The sequence below is a fragment of the Bradyrhizobium sp. S3.2.6 genome (assembly GCF_040546885.1).
Classification (GTDB): Bacteria; Pseudomonadota; Alphaproteobacteria; order Rhizobiales; family Xanthobacteraceae; genus Bradyrhizobium; species Bradyrhizobium cytisi.
In genome coordinates this window covers 465,077-480,363 of the sequence record NZ_JBEPOS010000003.1, presented here as the reverse complement: position 1 = coordinate 480,363, position 15,287 = coordinate 465,077, and the positions used below count along the sequence as shown (strand labels likewise).

At 64.0% G+C, this 15,287-nt stretch carries 17 protein-coding genes; 9 read left to right on the top strand and 8 right to left on the bottom strand.

Annotation, left to right across the window (positions count from 1 at the left end; all coding sequences use genetic code 11):
* Positions 1-338: 338 nt before the first annotated feature.
* Both ABID58_RS10060 and ABID58_RS10055 read left to right on the top strand, forming a co-directional pair.
* Positions 339-1,208 carry a VOC family protein gene (locus ABID58_RS10060; protein WP_354032506.1) on the top strand — a complete coding sequence of 290 codons (870 nt, stop codon included), beginning with the start codon at positions 339-341 and terminating at the stop codon, positions 1,206-1,208.
* A 160-nt stretch (positions 1,209-1,368) separates the two neighbouring features.
* Entirely contained in the window at positions 1,369-1,617 is a 249-nt protein-coding gene (locus ABID58_RS10055) for a hypothetical protein (RefSeq protein ID WP_354032505.1), read from the top strand.
* An 8-nt stretch (positions 1,618-1,625) separates the two neighbouring features.
* Here the strand turns inward: ABID58_RS10055 and ABID58_RS10050 are convergent, their stop codons facing one another.
* Complete coding sequence (locus ABID58_RS10050) at positions 1,626-2,768, bottom strand: helix-turn-helix transcriptional regulator (RefSeq protein ID WP_354032504.1); 1,143 nt, start codon at positions 2,766-2,768, stop codon at positions 1,626-1,628.
* 471 nt (positions 2,769-3,239) lie between these two features.
* Here ABID58_RS10050 and ABID58_RS10045 point away from each other — a divergent pair, with 471 nt between their 5' ends.
* Genes ABID58_RS10045 through ABID58_RS10035 form a run of 3 tightly spaced genes read left to right on the top strand, consistent with a single transcriptional unit; the run spans position 3,240 to position 5,904 of the window.
* Positions 3,240-3,899, top strand: coding sequence for an FABP family protein (locus tag ABID58_RS10045; RefSeq protein ID WP_354032503.1), 660 nt, complete (start codon positions 3,240-3,242; stop codon positions 3,897-3,899).
* Positions 3,900-3,921: 22 nt separating this feature from the next.
* On the top strand, positions 3,922-4,626 hold the full coding sequence (locus tag ABID58_RS10040) for a RibD family protein (protein ID WP_354032502.1): 705 nt from the start codon (positions 3,922-3,924) through the stop codon (positions 4,624-4,626).
* Positions 4,627-4,635: 9 nt separating this feature from the next.
* Positions 4,636-5,904 carry a flavin monoamine oxidase family protein gene (locus tag ABID58_RS10035; protein ID WP_354032501.1) on the top strand — a complete coding sequence of 423 codons (1,269 nt, stop codon included), beginning with the start codon at positions 4,636-4,638 and terminating at the stop codon, positions 5,902-5,904.
* Between the two features lie 35 nt (positions 5,905-5,939).
* On the opposite strand, the gene ABID58_RS10030 is transcribed toward ABID58_RS10035, so the two are convergent.
* The 6 genes from ABID58_RS10030 to ABID58_RS10005 all read right to left on the bottom strand — a co-directional run bounded on the left by ABID58_RS10030 (position 5,940) and on the right by ABID58_RS10005 (position 11,008).
* Positions 5,940-6,257 carry a hypothetical protein gene (locus ABID58_RS10030; RefSeq protein WP_148749931.1) on the bottom strand — a complete coding sequence of 106 codons (318 nt, stop codon included), beginning with the start codon at positions 6,255-6,257 and terminating at the stop codon, positions 5,940-5,942.
* A gap of 110 nt (positions 6,258-6,367) precedes the next feature.
* Positions 6,368-6,943, bottom strand: coding sequence for a cysteine hydrolase family protein (locus ABID58_RS10025; protein ID WP_354032500.1), 576 nt, complete (start codon positions 6,941-6,943; stop codon positions 6,368-6,370).
* A gap of 331 nt (positions 6,944-7,274) precedes the next feature.
* Positions 7,275-7,853 (bottom strand): hypothetical protein, encoded by a 579-nt coding sequence (locus ABID58_RS10020; RefSeq protein ID WP_148749990.1) that lies wholly within the window; start codon positions 7,851-7,853, stop codon positions 7,275-7,277.
* A 214-nt stretch (positions 7,854-8,067) separates the two neighbouring features.
* Entirely contained in the window at positions 8,068-9,381 is a 1,314-nt protein-coding gene (locus tag ABID58_RS10015) for a tetratricopeptide repeat protein (protein WP_354032499.1), read from the bottom strand.
* A gap of 15 nt (positions 9,382-9,396) precedes the next feature.
* The gene (locus tag ABID58_RS10010) at positions 9,397-10,419 is read right to left on the bottom strand and encodes an aldo/keto reductase (protein ID WP_148749934.1); all 1,023 of its coding nucleotides are present in this window, start codon (positions 10,417-10,419) and stop codon (positions 9,397-9,399) included.
* A 163-nt stretch (positions 10,420-10,582) separates the two neighbouring features.
* Positions 10,583-11,008, bottom strand: a complete 426-nt coding sequence (locus tag ABID58_RS10005) for a PaaI family thioesterase (RefSeq protein WP_354032498.1) — start codon at positions 11,006-11,008, stop codon at positions 10,583-10,585.
* A gap of 72 nt (positions 11,009-11,080) precedes the next feature.
* Here ABID58_RS10005 and ABID58_RS10000 point away from each other — a divergent pair, with 72 nt between their 5' ends.
* Positions 11,081-11,707: an NUDIX hydrolase gene (locus ABID58_RS10000; RefSeq protein ID WP_187434698.1), complete on the top strand. Its 627-nt coding sequence runs from the start codon at positions 11,081-11,083 to the stop codon at positions 11,705-11,707.
* 69 nt (positions 11,708-11,776) lie between these two features.
* Positions 11,777-12,997, top strand: coding sequence for a hypothetical protein (locus ABID58_RS09995; RefSeq protein WP_354032497.1), 1,221 nt, complete (start codon positions 11,777-11,779; stop codon positions 12,995-12,997).
* 131 nt (positions 12,998-13,128) lie between these two features.
* Here ABID58_RS09995 and ABID58_RS09990 read toward each other — a convergent pair whose 3' ends face one another.
* On the bottom strand, positions 13,129-13,431 hold the full coding sequence (locus ABID58_RS09990) for a hypothetical protein (protein ID WP_148749991.1): 303 nt from the start codon (positions 13,429-13,431) through the stop codon (positions 13,129-13,131).
* A gap of 194 nt (positions 13,432-13,625) precedes the next feature.
* On the opposite strand from ABID58_RS09990, the gene ABID58_RS09985 reads away from it, so the two are divergent.
* Together ABID58_RS09985 and ABID58_RS09980 are read left to right on the top strand one after the other, a co-directional pair.
* Positions 13,626-14,105, top strand: coding sequence for a hypothetical protein (locus ABID58_RS09985; RefSeq protein ID WP_354032496.1), 480 nt, complete (start codon positions 13,626-13,628; stop codon positions 14,103-14,105).
* Between the two features lie 186 nt (positions 14,106-14,291).
* Positions 14,292-15,239: a TAXI family TRAP transporter solute-binding subunit gene (locus ABID58_RS09980; RefSeq protein ID WP_354032495.1), complete on the top strand. Its 948-nt coding sequence runs from the start codon at positions 14,292-14,294 to the stop codon at positions 15,237-15,239.
* Positions 15,240-15,287: the final 48 nt, after the last annotated feature.

Below are 15,287 nucleotides of genomic sequence, written 5' to 3'. Positions count from 1 at the left end.
CGCCATCGCGCTTCCCGCCATCGAAAAGGTCAGTCCGGCAAATCCGAGCGCCGGTACTGCAGCTTTGGTCATTCGCTTCTTTTTCGAAGCTTGCTTCGCTCGCTGCACGGCTGCATCCTCCATGGTCGGAAGAACGATCTTCTACAATCATCCTACGCCGAGCAATCAAAGCGGGCAAGATTCGCGTGAACACGAAATGTAATGGCGCTGGTTCAGATTGCATTCATCTTCATGAATGGCATTGCCACAAATTCCTGTCCAAATTCCTGTCGATGACACTGGGCTGCGGCGCATGATGCAGTGCGCAACCGTCTGTCCGCGCGAACGGGGACACTAGCTTGGTCGATCAACTCGGACACTTTGTTTGGCATGAGCTTCTGACGACGGATATGCCGTCGGCGGCTGCTTTTTACGCCGGGGTGGTCGGCTGGGCTGTGAAAGATGCGTCGAGCCCGGAACTGGCTTACACGCTGCTGGCTGCAGGCGACGCTCCGGTCGTCGGGCTGATGGATCTCCCCGAAGAAGGGGTGCGAATGGGAGCAACACCGAGATGGCTCGGCTACGTCGCCGTCGATGACATGGATGCGCGGGTCGCGCAGATCCGCCGGCTTGGAGGCGCGATCCTCGTCGCGCCGACCGACAGCAACATCGGCCGCATTGCGGTGGTCGCCGATCCGCAAGGAGCGACGTTTGCGCTGGTCACCGGGCTGACATATGGCCAATCGCAGCAGAGTGGGTTGGACCAGCCCGGGCGCGTGGGCTGGCACGAGTTGCTGGCTGAAGACCGAAGCAAGGTCTTTCCGTTTTACGGCAAGCTTCTCGGCTGGCAACAGGCCTCCACTGAGGCCGACCCGGCAAGCGTGTACGAATTGTTTTCGGCGGCCGGGCAGACGATCGGCGGCATGCTCACCAAGCTTCCGAGCGTACCGCAGGCGTGTTGGCTTCATTACTTCAATGTCGACGACGTCGGGGTGGCGGCCCGGCGGGTCGATGCCGGCGGGGGCCGGGTTCTTCAGGAGCCGATCGAGTTGCCCGATGGTTGCTGGATCGTGCGATGTGTCGATCCCCAGGGCGCCCTGTTTGCACTGCAGGGGGCGTGGGATCAAAAGGGCATCGCGCGATCCTCCGCCCCGGAGGTCACTTGGTCCGCCAAATGGGGTGACATTGCTTCACAGGGCCGGATGGTGCTTCACAAGACGAAGCGCTAGGACGAGACGCTTCGCGGGTCATCGACCTGGTTGTTTCAGGCGCACTTGGCGGGACCGGAGCTCTGCTTTTCGGATCGCGCCCGCTTCCTGGCACTCCGCTTGCTCAGCCAGGGCCAAAGCCAGGCCTCAACTGGGGGGCCGTTTCAGGTTGAGGCAAGCGATGCAGGAAGTGTCCCGTTCTGGTGCAGCTGGAGAGCTCCAGCTTGATGCGTTGATCGCCGATTTGTGGTGGCGTGTCCGGCTGCTCAACACCGACATTCTCGAGGAAGAGGCCCGGGTCGGGGTGTTCGACGCGCAGCAGCCGACCTATCCGCAGCGCGCGGCGAACCTACGCGCGCGCCGCGACAATCTGGTCTCGACGATCGGCATGCTCGAGCAGCGCGCCAAATCGACGTCCGAAGCGGCTTGAGAGCCGCCTCATACCGGAAATATCAGTGATCTCGCGAGCCTGACCAGGTCGACCTGACGGCGGCAGCCTGTCTTTTCGAACACATGAAGCAAATGGCTCTTCACGGTGGCGACGGACACGCCGAGCAGTCCTGAGATCGCGTCGCGGGTATGGCCCTCGCAGATGAGCTCGAAGATGCGAATCTCGGCTGGCGTCAAATCGTAGAGCTGGTTGAGAGCGACGTGAGACATCTGCGGCGGTCCGGAGGCTGACGCCACGAACAGGGCGGCGGCAGCGCGCTGGATCAGGCCGGCGCGCATGTGACCGCGTCGCAGCGGCAGAACGTGGATGACGAGCGGGTCGCCGCTTCCGCGAAGGATCGGGATGCCAATGCCCTTCTGGCCAAGTGCCGCCTCGTCCTTCGCGGCCTGCACGATGGCCGATTGCAATGAAGTGGTCGTCGTCGCCGACTGAACCGCGATGCGGCCATGTCGCGTCAAGATCGGATCGCCGGCCGCGAGCATCGCGGTAGCGGCGGCGTTGGTGTGAACGATCTGCGACTCCTCGTCCACCAGGACGACACCGACCGTCAGAGTCTCCACGGTCTCGGAGAATGTCGCGGCTTCGACCGTCTTCATGTCGAACAGATTGCTGATGGTCACGGCGCGGCGGATGTGAGGTGCGAGCAAGCGTAATCCGTTGAGCTGCGCATCGTCGATGGCGCCGGCGGACTCGTGCTGGCTGAAGATCGCGTTGCCGACCATCGTCCCGTCGCGCACGAGGCCGACCGCGACGGCGTCGAACAGGCCCTTGGGCATGGCCCATTCACGATAATAGCGATTGCCGGAAATGATGTCCTGCCGGACGGCCTGGGATTGAACGATGGGTTCTCCGAGCGGGTATTGTTGAATGCGCTCGGCGCCGCCCCAGAGTTCGATGATGTCGGGCCCGTAGCCGATCGCATTCTGAGACATCTGGGTCAGGTCGGACCCGGCGACGGCATTGACGACGGCCTTCATGTTGGTCAGGCTGGCCACCGAGAGCGCGCCGGTGGCGAAGCCGAACTCGGTGCATACCTCCTCCAGAACTCCGGCCCAGCGTTCAGGTGCGATCACGCAGTCATAGATACCACCGATGAGATCCGAGAATTTATCGACCGAAACCCTCTGCATTCCAAACCACTCATTTGAATATCACTGGCGTCAAAATCACCGACGTCGCTTGAAAATCGCTTCCGAACGGAGCGATCCGCCAATGGCGAATGTCACAGCCCGTTCGCTCATGGTCTTACCACCGCGATTTCACGGCGCAAACGGGGAACTCCGAGCACAAACTCTTGTGACGCCTTTTGGCCGGATGCCGTGGCTTTCATGAATGCCGGGAGATCTGCGCTCGACGGCGGAGATCCTATCCTCGGTCTGTGGGATGTTTGACCAAAACTTCGGCAGATGTCGCGCTGCGTATGCAGACTAAATCGAGTTGCAGCAGTTGATGATGCAAAAGTCCTTCCTGAAAATGCCATTGAATGATGGCGGGCAAATGACTCAGGTGCTCGCAACGCACAGGTCCCCTTCTGGTTCCATTCCGCTCGATTCACGCCGCCCTTGTGCTATTGCTGTCCTCCGCAATGATGCGAGGTTTTCATGCTCCCCATTCCCGCCGACATTTTCACCGAGCCCGAGGACGTCTCGCCCGACAGTCTTGCCAATCTCGGGCCGCTCCGCCGGCTCGCCGGCACCTGGCAGGCGGACAAGGGCATCGATATCAATCCGAAGGCGGAGGGGCCGGAGCGGCGGACCTTCATCGAGCATATCCGGATGGACCCGATCGATCCGCAGGCCAACGGGCCACAGCTGTTCTACGGGCTGCGCTATCACATTCACATCAACACGCCCGAGGAAGACATCACCTTCCACGACCAGGTCGGCTACTGGCTCTGGGAGCCCGCGACCGGGTTGATCATGCAGACGCTTGCGATCCCGCGCGGGCAGGTGCTGCTGGCCTCCGGCCAGGCCAAGCCGGATGATAAAAAGATCTCCGTCACAGCGAAGCGCGGCGACACCGCTTACGGGATCTGCTCGACCGACTTCCTGGAACAAGCCTTCCGCACCGATAGTTACCGCTGCGACATCAGCTTCAACGACGATGGTAGCTGGAGCTACGAGATCCAGACCGAGTTGTTCGTCCGCGGGGCGCCGTTCGACCATCGTGATAGTAATACGCTTCTGCTGGTCGCACCGCCAAAACTCAATCCGCTCGCGGTGATCGTGAACAATCGCGCCAAGGATGGTAAGCCGGCCTGACGAGCGGGCACGGAGAATTTGTATGAAGCCTTACGTCATCTGTCTGATGCACGCGAGCCTCGACGGCCGCACCCATCCCAGCCGCTGGCGCCCGAAGGGCGCCGGCACCGACTGGTTCGAGAAGATCCATGACGAGCTCGGCGGCGATGCCTGGGTGATCGGCCGCGTCACCGGCTCGGAGTTTGCGAAGGGCAAGCCCTATCCCGAGACGTCGAACGAAAAATTCCCGCGCGAAAACTGGTTGGCGCGGCGCGATGCGAAGACCTATGGCGTGGTGCTCGACGCGCGCGGCAAGATCGGCTGGGGCCGCTCCGACATCGGCGGCGATCCGATCGTTGTCGTGCTCACCGAGAGCGTGCCGGATTCGCATCTCGCCGGCCTGCGTGGCGAGGGCGTGTCTTATATCTTCGCCGGAAAATCCGAGATCGACCTCGCATTCGCTGTCGAGATCCTCAATCGCGAGCTTGGCGTCAAGCGCCTGCTGGTGGAGGGCGGCGGCGTCGCCAATGGCGCATTCCTGCGCGCCGGCCTGATCGACGAATTCAACCTGATCCTCAGCCCCGCGTTCGACGGCGCCAGGGGTTCACCCTTCGTGTTCGATTCGACAGAGGCGGACGGCGACAAGCGTGCGCCGCTCGCCGCGATGACGCTGGAGAGCACGCGGCAGCTCGGCGGCGGCGTGCTGCTGCTGCGCTACCTGATCCAGAACGACGCCGCGCGCCAATAAGCAACGGCAATGTCGAACAAGTCAGAGCATATCGTCATCGTCGGCGCGGGCGCGGCCGGCTTGATGGCCGCGCGCGAGCTTGCGCGGGTGGGGAAACGCGTCACAATTCTGGAGGCGCGCGACCGTTGCGGCGGACGCATCCATCCGCTGCCGGCGTCGGCGTTCGGCTATCCCGCCGATGGCGGCGCCGAGTTCGTCCATGGCGAAGCGCCGGTCACGCGCGGTCTGCTGAGCGAGGCGGGGCTGTCGCTGCAGGCCATCGAAGGCACGCAATGGAGCTTTGACGGCACAAAACTCTCGCGTGAAGGCCGGGACAATCCGCATGAGGCCGAGCTTCATGCCGCGCTGAGGGACCTGAAGGACGACCTCACCGTCGCCGAGTTCCTGCACCGACATTTTGCAGGCGATCAATATGCGCGGATGCGGCACACGATCGAACGGATGGTCGAAGGCTACGACGCCGCCGAACCCGAGCGCGCCTCGACGCTGGCCTTGCGTGCGGAGTGGATGGACGGCGGGCACCATTCGCAGGGGCGCGTCGTCGGCGGCTACGGCGCGTTGATTGCGTTTCTGGCGGCCGAATGCTGCAGGCATGGCGTTGTGATCCACCTCAATTGCGCGGCGGTGGCGATCGAAGAGGGCACCACCGTTGCGGTCCGTTGCGCGGGCGGCGAGGCGTTCACCTGTGACAAGGTGATCCTCACCGTACCGCTACCGCTGTTGCGCGAGATCGCGCTGCCGCAAGCCGCGCGCGAAAAGGCGGCCGCGGCGGCCGACATCGGCTTCGGCAATGTCATCAAGATCCTGCTGCGCTTCACACGGCCATGGTGGCGCGACAGGGCGGCGGATCTCGCCGATCTCACCTTTCTGCTGTCGGACGAGACGATCCCGGTGTGGTGGACGCAGAATCCATCCGAACTTCCCGTGCTGACTGGCTGGTTCGGCGGGCCGCGCACCGCGGCGCTGGCCGGACTCAATCGACGGGGCTTGATCGACGCCGGCATCGATTCGCTCGCCGCGATCTTTGGACTTTCACGCGATGATCTCGTACGCGAACTCGTGGCGGCGGAAGCCGCCAACTGGGCGCGCGATCCCTTTGCGCGCGGCGCCTATTCCTGGGCGACGCCGCAGACGCGGACGGCGCAGGAAATTCTCGCGCGCGCCGATGGCCCGGTGCTGTTCTCCGGCGAGGCGCTCTATCGTGGTCGCGACATGGGAACGGTCGAGGCTGCGCTCGCGAGCGGCCTGAAGACGGCTGGCCTCATCTTGCAGGGTTGAGAAAGAAGGCCCGCATCTCTGCGGGCCTCCTGGTCTCACCAGCGATTGGCGCCGAAGCCAAACGTCACGCTGGGGCCGCCGCCGCCATAATAGCCGTAGGGTCCGCCGCCGTAATAACCTTGGTGTCGCGGATAGTAGCCGTAGCTGCGATAGTGCGGCCGATAGTAGCCGTGATGATGAGGGTGCCAGCGATGATGGCGATGGCCGTAATGGCCGTGCCTGTGCTGCGCGCTGATGTCGGTCGATTGGCTGACTTGCGCGTACGGCTTGGCCTTGCCGCCGCTTGCCGCGTTGGCTGCGGACGCCGTGAGCGCAGCCGCACCGATGGCCATCGCGACAAAAAGATACTTCATGTCATCACTCCAGTTGAGATGTCGAGTGACAACAGATGGGCGTTTGTTGCGTTCCGGCGAGTGCGGGCGTCGAAACGACGCAGACGATCAACGCGCAATCGCGCTGAGATTTATTGTCGCACCGCTGCGAGCGAGCAGATCACGTCGTTCGTGGTCACGATGCGGGCAAATTCACCGTTCAGGTTCGACAGCGTCATCGCGTGGATGGATTCGGCCGAGTGCGTTTCGCCGTCGGGGCCGACGCGATCGAATGTCCAGGTCGCGTCGCGCACGAGGGCCGCATCGAAGCCGAGATTGCCGGCCATGCGCGTCGTCGTTTCGACGCAATGATTGGTGGTGGCGCCGCAGATCACGAGCGTGGCGATGTCGCTCGCGCGCAGGCGCTTCTCGAGGTCGGTGCCGATGAAGGCGCTGTTGACGCGCTTGACGATCACAGGCTCGCCGGCTTGCTCGCGCGCCTCGTCCTTGACGGCGTAGCCGGTGCGTGAGGGCAAAAACGTCGAGTTCGGCTTGGTGCCTCGGTGGCGGATGTGGAAGATCGGCGCGCCGCTGGCCCTGAACGCAGCGAGCAGATCAACAATGCGCGCCACCGCATCCGGATTGTTGCGCCGCTTGCCCGCTGCCTCCCATTCGTCGAATGCGCGCTGGACGTCGACGACGATGAGGGCGGGGAGGGGATGAGGCATGGCGTGCGGATTCCGGAGCTTGTTTGCTGGGTCAAATATGTCGGGCGATCGGGAAAGAGCACAATGCCAATCTTCCCTCGTTTCGCGACGCTTCTCGTGCCCGGGACGCAGCGCAGCGTCTCTTCGACGGTGCGTTGCAGAGCCGGGGCCCATGTTTCCACGAGTACTCTTTGCAGCCTGGGTTCCGGCTCTGCGGAGCAGCGCGACGCGCTGCACCGCGTCCGGGACACGAGAGTGGATTGCGCGGGCAGCGCCCCCTCATGGATGCGGATCGGGAAAGCCATGCCGCTCGGACAGGGCAGCGAGAATGGCGTCTTTCTCGGCGATGCCGCTACTTGAACGGATCCTGGATCGACGGTGAGGACTGCCTGATGCGGCGCACGCTCACTGGCTTGCCGTCGGAGACGAACAGCAGCTCATATTTGCGGCCCTCGTTGTCGGTGGCAGAGCAGGTGACGTCGTTGACCTTCTTCGCAGCGAAATTGCCGGTCTGGCGGCAGGTGCCGGTGGAGGTCTGCTCCGCCGGCACCGGCAGGCCGTCGACCTTCGGCCGGGTCTTGGAGTTGAGCAGCATGCGGTCGATCGGCAGCTCATAGGAATTGTCGTCCGCCCGCTTCCCGTTCTCGCCGGAGAACGACACGACGTGGTTCTCGTCGGAGGGATCGTCGACGGCGACCGCGAAATTGACTCGGCCCTTGTCGTCATGGGCGAATGCCACGGTCTTGCAGGCAAAGGCGCGCCCGGCAACCCTGAGCGTTTTGCAATGGCCCGACATCAGCGCCAGCATGTCGATGAAATTATTCAGCCGGATCGGCGGATTGTTCACCGGGATCGTGCTGGAAGATCCGGCAAAACAAGGGCTTGCGAGGGAGAGGAGGAGTGCAGCCAGAACCGGCCGGCTGAGGCGCATCGTCAGGATCATGTGCCAGGGGGCCACGGACAGGCGAAAGTTCCGCCCAATCACCATCGAATCGCAAACTGGTTGCGATCCCGTTTGCACCGCCAAGCGTTCGACAAAGCCCGTCTGGAATACCACCGCGCCACCCATCGGCGATTCGCCCCAATCGCTCCAATCCGTCCCGGCAGGCACTTGCCGCCAGGCCGGTGTTTTTTTCGTGGCAGAACTAGGCCGTCGCCGCCTGCCAGCGCCTATCGCGCAAGGACGGCCGGCGATGCAGGCGGGTGCCAAGCAGGCTGCGGGCACGCGGCAGCTCGCCGCTGCGCATCAGGGCGACAAGGAAAGTGTCCTCGATCAGCTCGCGCTGGGCATGGCTGCCGCCAATGCGCACGACCTCAGGGAGGACAGGCGCGAGCTCGCGCACGCAAACCGCGTAATTCTCGTCCGCGAACGCCGCGAGCGCGCGGCAGATCGCCGGCACCACGGGGCCAGCGGGCAGCTTGCCATCGGCAAGGCGCTGCTCGATCACGGTCAGGCGTGCTGCGAGCGCCGCGCGATTTTGCGTCGCGGCCGCAAACAGCGCCATGTGGACGTCGGCGAAGGGCAGGCTCGACTTCGGGAAGAGTTTTTGAGCCGTGGCGTCGGCCTCAACCCAGAGCGCCCTTGGCACGGCGTGGCCGTAGGCCGACAGGCGCCAGAGCAGCGAGGCGCCGTCGGTGATGACGTTGAGCGGCGGCGCCTGCGTGGCGGAGGGCTGCAGCACGTCGTCATAAATTTTGAGCGCGCGGGCCGCATCGCCGTGCTCCAGCGCGCCGAGCGCCTGATGCCAGAGGATATGGCCGTGCAGGATGCCGGCGCGGTCGTAAGTCGGAAGCCATTCGTCGACGAGACGGTCGGCGGCCTCGATCGAGCCGTCCTCGAACATCGCATGCAACACGGCATGTGCGGCGTGGGCGTTCGCGCGGCGCAAATTGAAGCCGCGCTCGGTGACGGCGCGGCCGCGGGCGACGTCGCCATTCTCGGTCATCGCCCAGCCGGACATGGTGAGAAACCACCAGTCCTCGCCATAGTGATGCGCGACGCGTTCGCAGAGCTCATGCCGCGCGCGATCGTGATCGGCCATGCCGGAGAAGGCGAACAGGCCGAACGCGCCAAGCGGCAGCGACAGCACCACGGCATCGCGCGGCCAGCTCTCGACATGCTTGAACATCGCGGCGATCGCGTCGGGCCCGCGTCCCTCGATAGCGAGCGCCAGCGTCTCGACATGCGAGCGCTCGCGCTCCGTGCCGCGTCTGGCCACAAGCTCGCGCGCCAGCGATGCCTTCTGCCGTGCAAGATCGCCCTGCTGGTAGAACGCATGCACGCGGGCGCGGGCGATGTGGGCCAGCGCAAAATCCGGATCGGCGGCGATCGCGCGCTCCAGCGTCTCCGTCGTGCCAGTCCAGCCGGCGAGCATAAGATCGATGCCTTCACGATAGGCGCTTGCTGCCTCGTGCGAGGTGGTGGAGAGCGGCAGTCCGTAGCGGTCTTCAAGCGCCATCGTTGTCTCCGGAGTTCAAGCCGTCCGCGCGCGGCGTCCCTCGATCGGATAGGCGGGGTCGTTGTAGCCCGGCGTCGATGGATGGCCCGGCACGACCAGGCGGTCGATCAGCGCTTCATCCTCCGCAGTGAAGCTGTAGTCGAGCGCGCTTATGTATCCGTCCCACTGCTCCTCGGTGCGCGGGCCTGCGACGATCGACGAGACGAAGGCGGAGTTGAGCACCCAGGCCACCGCGAACTGGCCGGCGGTGATGCCGTTCTTCTCGGCGTGGCCCTTTATCTCCTGCGCGAGCTGGAGCGATTCCGGCCGCCATTCGGTCTGCATCATGCGGGTGTCGTTGCGGCCCGCGCGCGTTTCCTTGTCGGGGGCTGCGTCCGGCTTATACTTGCCGGTGAGCACGCCGCGCGCCAGCGGGCTATAGGGCACGATGCCGAGGCCGTAATAGGCGCAGGCCGGAAAGTGCTCGACCTCGGGCATGCGGTTCATCGCGTTGTAATAGGGTTGGCTCGCCACCGGACGGTCGATGCCGAGCCGGTCGCAGATGTTGCAAATCTCGGCGACGCGCCAGGCGCGGTAGTTGGAGACGCCGAAGTAGCGGATTTTGCCGGCGCGGATCAAATCGCCCATCGCGCGCACCGTCTCCTCCAGCGGCGTCGCGTGGTCTTCCTTGTGCAGATAGTAGATGTCGATGTGGTCGGTGCCGAGCCGCTTCAGGCTCTCGTCGGCGGCCTGCAACACCCAGCGCCGCGACAGCCCGACGCGATTGGGATCGTTGCCCGTCCCAGTGTTCATGGGATTCGCGAGCTTCGTCGCAAGCACCCAGGCGTGACGGTTGTTGCCGATCGCGCGGCCCACGACCTCCTCGGAGCCGCCCTTCGAATAGGCGTCCGCGGTGTCGATGAAGTTGATGCCGGCTTCATGGGCCTTGGCAATGATCCGCGTTGATGCCGCTTCATCCGTTGGCCCGCCGAACATCATGGTGCCCAGGCAGATCGGCGACACTTTCAGGCCGGAGCGGCCGAGCTGGCGGTATTGCATGGGGCTGTCCTTGCTGCTTTTTGTGGCGTCAGCATATCCGCCTCACTCCGTCATTGCGAGCGCAGCGAAGCAATCCAGAGATGCGTCGGCGGAGAGATTTCTGGATTGCGTCGCTGCGCTCGCAATGACGCGGAGAGGGCGGTGGCGGCCTGACGGCGCAGGACTACACCGGCCCCTTCAAAATCTTGAACACACCGTTCGCCATCACGATGCAGCGGTCGTCGACGCTCACCTCGGTGCTCATGAAGATCAGGCTGCGCGTCGCGCGCACCACGCGGGGGCGGGAGATCAGGATGTCGCCGATCTTGCCCGCTTCCACGAAATGCGTGTCGAGCTGCACCGTCGCCATGTACTCCTTGCCGGAGACGTAGCGGGCGGTCATGCCGCATGTGCGGTCCGCGAAGGTCATCATCACCCCGCCCTGGACCATGCCGCGGCGGTTGTGGTGCTTGTCTTCGGTGGCGATTGCGAATTCGTATTGGCCGTCGACCTTGCGTTCCCACAACGGGCCGACCAGGTGCATGAAGCCCGTGGTCTCCAGGATGGTCCAGCCGTCCGATTTGAGTTTTGCGGCGGTCCTGCTGGTCATCGCTCCGTCCATCCTTGCAACGCTTGATCTCTCCTCGTTTCATCGAGCGCGGTCCTGGTGTAGTCAAGCATCATGAGAGCTTTCGGCGATGCCACCAGACGGAATATCGCAGACGCCTGCGCGGCATTCGCGCGGCTGCCCGATGCGGCCGAGCCCTCGGCGCTGAAGCGCGCCGCTGTGGTGCTGGCGCTGACCGCATCCAATGACGGCGACGACACCGCGTTTCTGCTGACCAGGCGCGCATCGAGCTTGCGTGCGCATCGCGGCCAGTGGGCGTTGCCGGGCGGACGCTGCGATGCCGGCGAGACGCCGGTCGAGGCGGCGCTGCGCGAGCTCGACGAGGAGCTCGCGCTCAAGCTTCCGGTCGACGCCGTGCTCGGTCTGCTCGACGACTATCCGACGCGCTCCGGCTATCTGATCACGCCGGTCGTGGTCTGGGCTGCCGAGAGCAATGCGATCACGCCGAACCCGGACGAGGTCGCCTCCGTCCATCGCATCTCGCTCGACACGATCGAGCGCGATGATGCCTTCGATTTCACGGATATCGCCGAAAGCAGCCGTCGCGTGATCCGCTTCCATCACCAGATGAGCCTGATCCATGCGCCGACAGCGGCGCTGATCTACCAGTTCCGCGAGGTACTCGCGGGGCGGCAGACCCGCGTCGGCGACCTGGAACAGCCGGTGTTCGCCTGGAAGTGACGCAAGCAACAAAAAGAGGTAAACGGCGCGTTAACGTGACGGTTACCGGATGCCTGCTAAAAGGGCAGCATGCATCATTCGATTCGAAAACAACTGGCGCTGGTTCCACTGGCGTTTGTCCTGCTCGTCTCCGCCGCGCGTGGCGGCGAGTCCGATGCGCTGCCGCCCGCCGTCAGCAATGCCAACGCCCAGCTTCTGTCGCAGTTTTTTGCGCAAAGCGGGGGCGGCGCGTCGCCGGCGGTGCTCGAATATCGCCGCAAGCTGGCCGAGTATCAGCAGATCCGCGGCGCCTTCGATGCCGAGGCCGGCGCCTATTGGGGCCAGGTCACGGAAAAGCGCCGCGGCCGCAATGCCAAGCGGCGCGGCGGGCAGCAGATCACGCTCGACGATTACGTGCTGGACCAGCCGCCGGTCTATACCGGGCCGAAGCGGCCGGTGAACCCCGAGCCCGAGGAAACGCCGGAGCGCCCCACGCGCAAGCCGCTTCCAGTGGCCTCCGATCTCTTGCGCGCCGCACAGGATCTCTATCAATTCACGCCGCAGCGTCCGACCAACGAGGTCGAGTTCAAGCGCGCCTATGCGCGCTACGCGCTCTCCTCCGGGCTCACGCGCGAGCAGGCAGTGCGGGTCTATTCGTTCGAGACCGGCGGCACCGGCAATTTTGACGTGCAGGCGGGCATCGAGCACGGCGGCAAGCGCGCGATCTCGACCGCGATGGGCTACAACCAGCTGCTCACCACCAACAGCGTCGAGCTGCTGGCCGAGCAGGGCCATGAGTTCATCCGTGCGCTCTCCGACAAGGTGGCGCGCAGCTCAGGGCCGGCGCGCCAGTCGCTCGAGCACAAGCTCGGCGTTCTGAAGAAGATGGTGGCGCATGCGAAATCGGTGCCTGACACCTGGTCGGAGCATGAGAAGATCGGCGACACCGCGCAGGGTTGGGCCATGCATGCGATGGTGCTGGACATCGACATCGGGCCGATGCTGCAGACCCACAAGCTCTTGACCTCGGTGCTGTTCGCACGCGCCAAGGGCTACACCCGTCCGCTCACTGCCGCCGAGCTCGAGATGATGAACCTCACCGGCGACGGTACCGGCCTCGACATGGTGACCATGCCGCAGGCGATGCGCGAGCAGGTGCCGACATCAAACTTCTTCCAGCGCGGCGGCTACGAGCGCAATCCGGTCGCGATCCGCCACAACACGGTGGCGAAGCTGCTCGCGGTGACGGATGCGCGGATGGACAGCAACAGCAACAATTCCGGCGCGCGGGAGCTGACGGCGGCGTTTTGATTCAATTGCTGTCATGCCCCGGCTTGACCGGGGCATCCAGTACGCCGCCGCTTCTCCGTATCCCATCGCTGTCTCTGGAATACTGGATCGCCCGGTCAAGCCGGGCGATGACATCGGATATGTGGCCCGCCCTACCGATCCGACCCGAACTTGAACCTGCCGTCGCCCTCGAGATACTGCCCGCTGCGCATGTAGAGCTGGCCGTTCTGGCCGATGAAGAACAGCGTGCCTTTGGGCACCTTCCTGGCGCCCTTCAGCAGCTCGCCGGCATTGCTGGTGCCCATCTTGTAGGAAAACGTCTTGCCTTCCTTGTCATAGGCATATCCGGTGTCCGGCTTGAGCTCCCACGGCGTCGCCGCGTTCTGTGCGCATGCGGGGGCGGCGAGCGCGCCCAGCGCGGCTGCAATTGCAAATGTCTTGATTGAAAATGCCATCATCCATCCTCCCCGTCGTTGAGGTGCCCTGCTTGAACAAATCACGAACGACGTTTCCGCGTCAATCCGCGATGACGCCGCAGCGCATCACGTCTTGCCCAGCAGTTTGTGATTTTCCCTTCGTCCCCTCGCGACTATGTTCCGCTTTCAGTCTAGAACGCAACACGACAAAGATATTGGTGGGGATGATTCGAATGCGCCATGTCATTAAATTTTGCTGGATTGCCGGGGTGTCGCTGACGGCGCTCGCGCCGGCCGCCTGGGCCGATGATTACCAGCTCAGCCACAACCAGCGGATTTCGTGCAGCCGCGGCCTTGCGCCGGGCAAGCTCAACACCGCGACCTGCAAGTCCTACACCTATCTCTTCAATACCAAGACCTCGGAATATTTCCGCTGTCAGGTCTCGCTGGCGCTGACCCGCGACAACAAGGAAGTCATCAACGTCCAGACCGATGGCGGCTGCACCAAGAAGCCGCGCATCTTCGAGACCGACGGGCACTATGATTTCGACGCGACCGAGACCGAGCCGCCGAACACCAACTCGTTCTTCGGCCCCGGCGGCTACTCGATCTGGGCCGCCGACATGGCCGCGCAGAAGATCCGCGGCTGCATCACCATCTCCTCCGGCCTCGGCTCCGACATCTCCAAGTGCCTGGACATGACCTTTCAGTAACGGCTCTCGAATGACGGCGAGCCGCGGTCCAATGACCCGGCTGCGCCATGTCGCCGCACCTGCCGAGTTCCCTGAAAAATCAAGGCGAATCGGCCGTTTACCGCAGTCCTGTTTTGCCTTTTGGATGGGTTGACCCGCTCCCCTCATCCGGCCAATTTCGCCGCCGGTTTGGGGAGTGAAACAACCATGAAACGGACGATTTTCGGCGTGGCCGCGGCTCTTGCTCTGGCGGCGTCGGCACCTTGCGCGCATGCGCAATCCTTCATCAACGTGCTGACCGGCGGCACTTCCGGCGTCTACTATCCGCTCGGCGTCGCGATCGGGAAGATCTACGGCGACAAGATTCCGAACGTGAAGACGCAGGTGCAGGCCACCAAGGCGTCGGTCGAGAACCTGATCCTGCTGCAGCAGGGTCGCGGCGAGCTGGCGTTCACGCTGGGCGACTCGCTGAAGGCCGCCTGGGAAGGCGACGAGGAAGCCGGCTTCAAGACCAAGCTGGACAAGCTGCGCACCATCGGCGCGATTTATCCGAACTACATCCAGATCGTCGCGACCGCCGAGAGCGGCATCAAGACGCTCGCCGACCTCAAGGGCAAGAGCCTGTCGGTCGGCGCGCCCAAATCGGGCACCGAGCTGAACTCGCGCGCCATCCTTTCGGCCGCCGGCATGACCTACAAGGATCTCGGCAAGGTCGAATACCTGCCGTTCGCCGAATCCGTCGACCTCATGAAGAACCGCCAGCTCGGTGCGACGCTGCAATCGGCCGGCCTCGGCGTCGCCTCGCTGAAGGATCTCTCGAGCTCGAGCGCGATCAGTGTGGTGGCCGTGCCGAAGGAGACCGTCGACAAGATCGGCCCGCCCTTCATCTCGACGATCATTCCCGCCAACACCTATACCGGGCAGGACAAGGACGTCCCGACCGCGGCCGTGGTGAACTATCTCGTCACCAGTTCAGCCGTGTCCGACGACCTTGCCTATCAAATGACAAAGCTGGTCTACGAGTCGCTGCCCGAGCTTGCCAACGCGCACGCGGCCGGCAAGGAGATCAAGCTCGAGACGGCCGCCACCGGCAGCCCGATCCCGCTGCATCCCGGCGCGATCCGCTATTACAAGGAAAAAGGGCTGATCAAGTAAGGCGCGCCTTCTCCGTCGACGTCTTGCCCGGGCTTGTCCCGGGCATCC

Excerpts from the sequence above, each read along its gene's own strand:
- ABID58_RS10005 (WP_354032498.1), bottom strand. The coding sequence starts at position 11,008 with ATGACCAGCAGGACCGCCGCAAAACTCAAATCGGACGGCTGGACCATC.
- ABID58_RS10025 (WP_354032500.1), bottom strand. The coding sequence starts at position 6,943 with ATGCCTCATCCCCTCCCCGCCCTCATCGTCGTCGACGTCCAGCGCGCA.
- ABID58_RS10000 (WP_187434698.1), top strand. The coding sequence starts at position 11,081 with ATGAGAGCTTTCGGCGATGCCACCAGACGGAATATCGCAGACGCCTGC.
- ABID58_RS10035 (WP_354032501.1), top strand. The coding sequence starts at position 4,636 with ATGTCGAACAAGTCAGAGCATATCGTCATCGTCGGCGCGGGCGCGGCC.
- ABID58_RS10055 (WP_354032505.1), top strand. The coding sequence starts at position 1,369 with ATGCAGGAAGTGTCCCGTTCTGGTGCAGCTGGAGAGCTCCAGCTTGAT.
- ABID58_RS09980 (WP_354032495.1), top strand. The coding sequence starts at position 14,292 with ATGAAACGGACGATTTTCGGCGTGGCCGCGGCTCTTGCTCTGGCGGCG.
- ABID58_RS09995 (WP_354032497.1), top strand. The coding sequence starts at position 11,777 with ATGCATCATTCGATTCGAAAACAACTGGCGCTGGTTCCACTGGCGTTT.
- ABID58_RS09990 (WP_148749991.1), bottom strand. The coding sequence starts at position 13,431 with ATGGCATTTTCAATCAAGACATTTGCAATTGCAGCCGCGCTGGGCGCG.
- ABID58_RS10015 (WP_354032499.1), bottom strand. The coding sequence starts at position 9,381 with ATGGCGCTTGAAGACCGCTACGGACTGCCGCTCTCCACCACCTCGCAC.
- ABID58_RS10030 (WP_148749931.1), bottom strand. The coding sequence starts at position 6,257 with ATGAAGTATCTTTTTGTCGCGATGGCCATCGGTGCGGCTGCGCTCACG.
- ABID58_RS10040 (WP_354032502.1), top strand. The coding sequence starts at position 3,922 with ATGAAGCCTTACGTCATCTGTCTGATGCACGCGAGCCTCGACGGCCGC.
- ABID58_RS10050 (WP_354032504.1), bottom strand. The coding sequence starts at position 2,768 with ATGCAGAGGGTTTCGGTCGATAAATTCTCGGATCTCATCGGTGGTATC.
- ABID58_RS10045 (WP_354032503.1), top strand. The coding sequence starts at position 3,240 with ATGCTCCCCATTCCCGCCGACATTTTCACCGAGCCCGAGGACGTCTCG.
- ABID58_RS10020 (WP_148749990.1), bottom strand. The coding sequence starts at position 7,853 with ATGCGCCTCAGCCGGCCGGTTCTGGCTGCACTCCTCCTCTCCCTCGCA.
- ABID58_RS10010 (WP_148749934.1), bottom strand. The coding sequence starts at position 10,419 with ATGCAATACCGCCAGCTCGGCCGCTCCGGCCTGAAAGTGTCGCCGATC.
- ABID58_RS09985 (WP_354032496.1), top strand. The coding sequence starts at position 13,626 with ATGCGCCATGTCATTAAATTTTGCTGGATTGCCGGGGTGTCGCTGACG.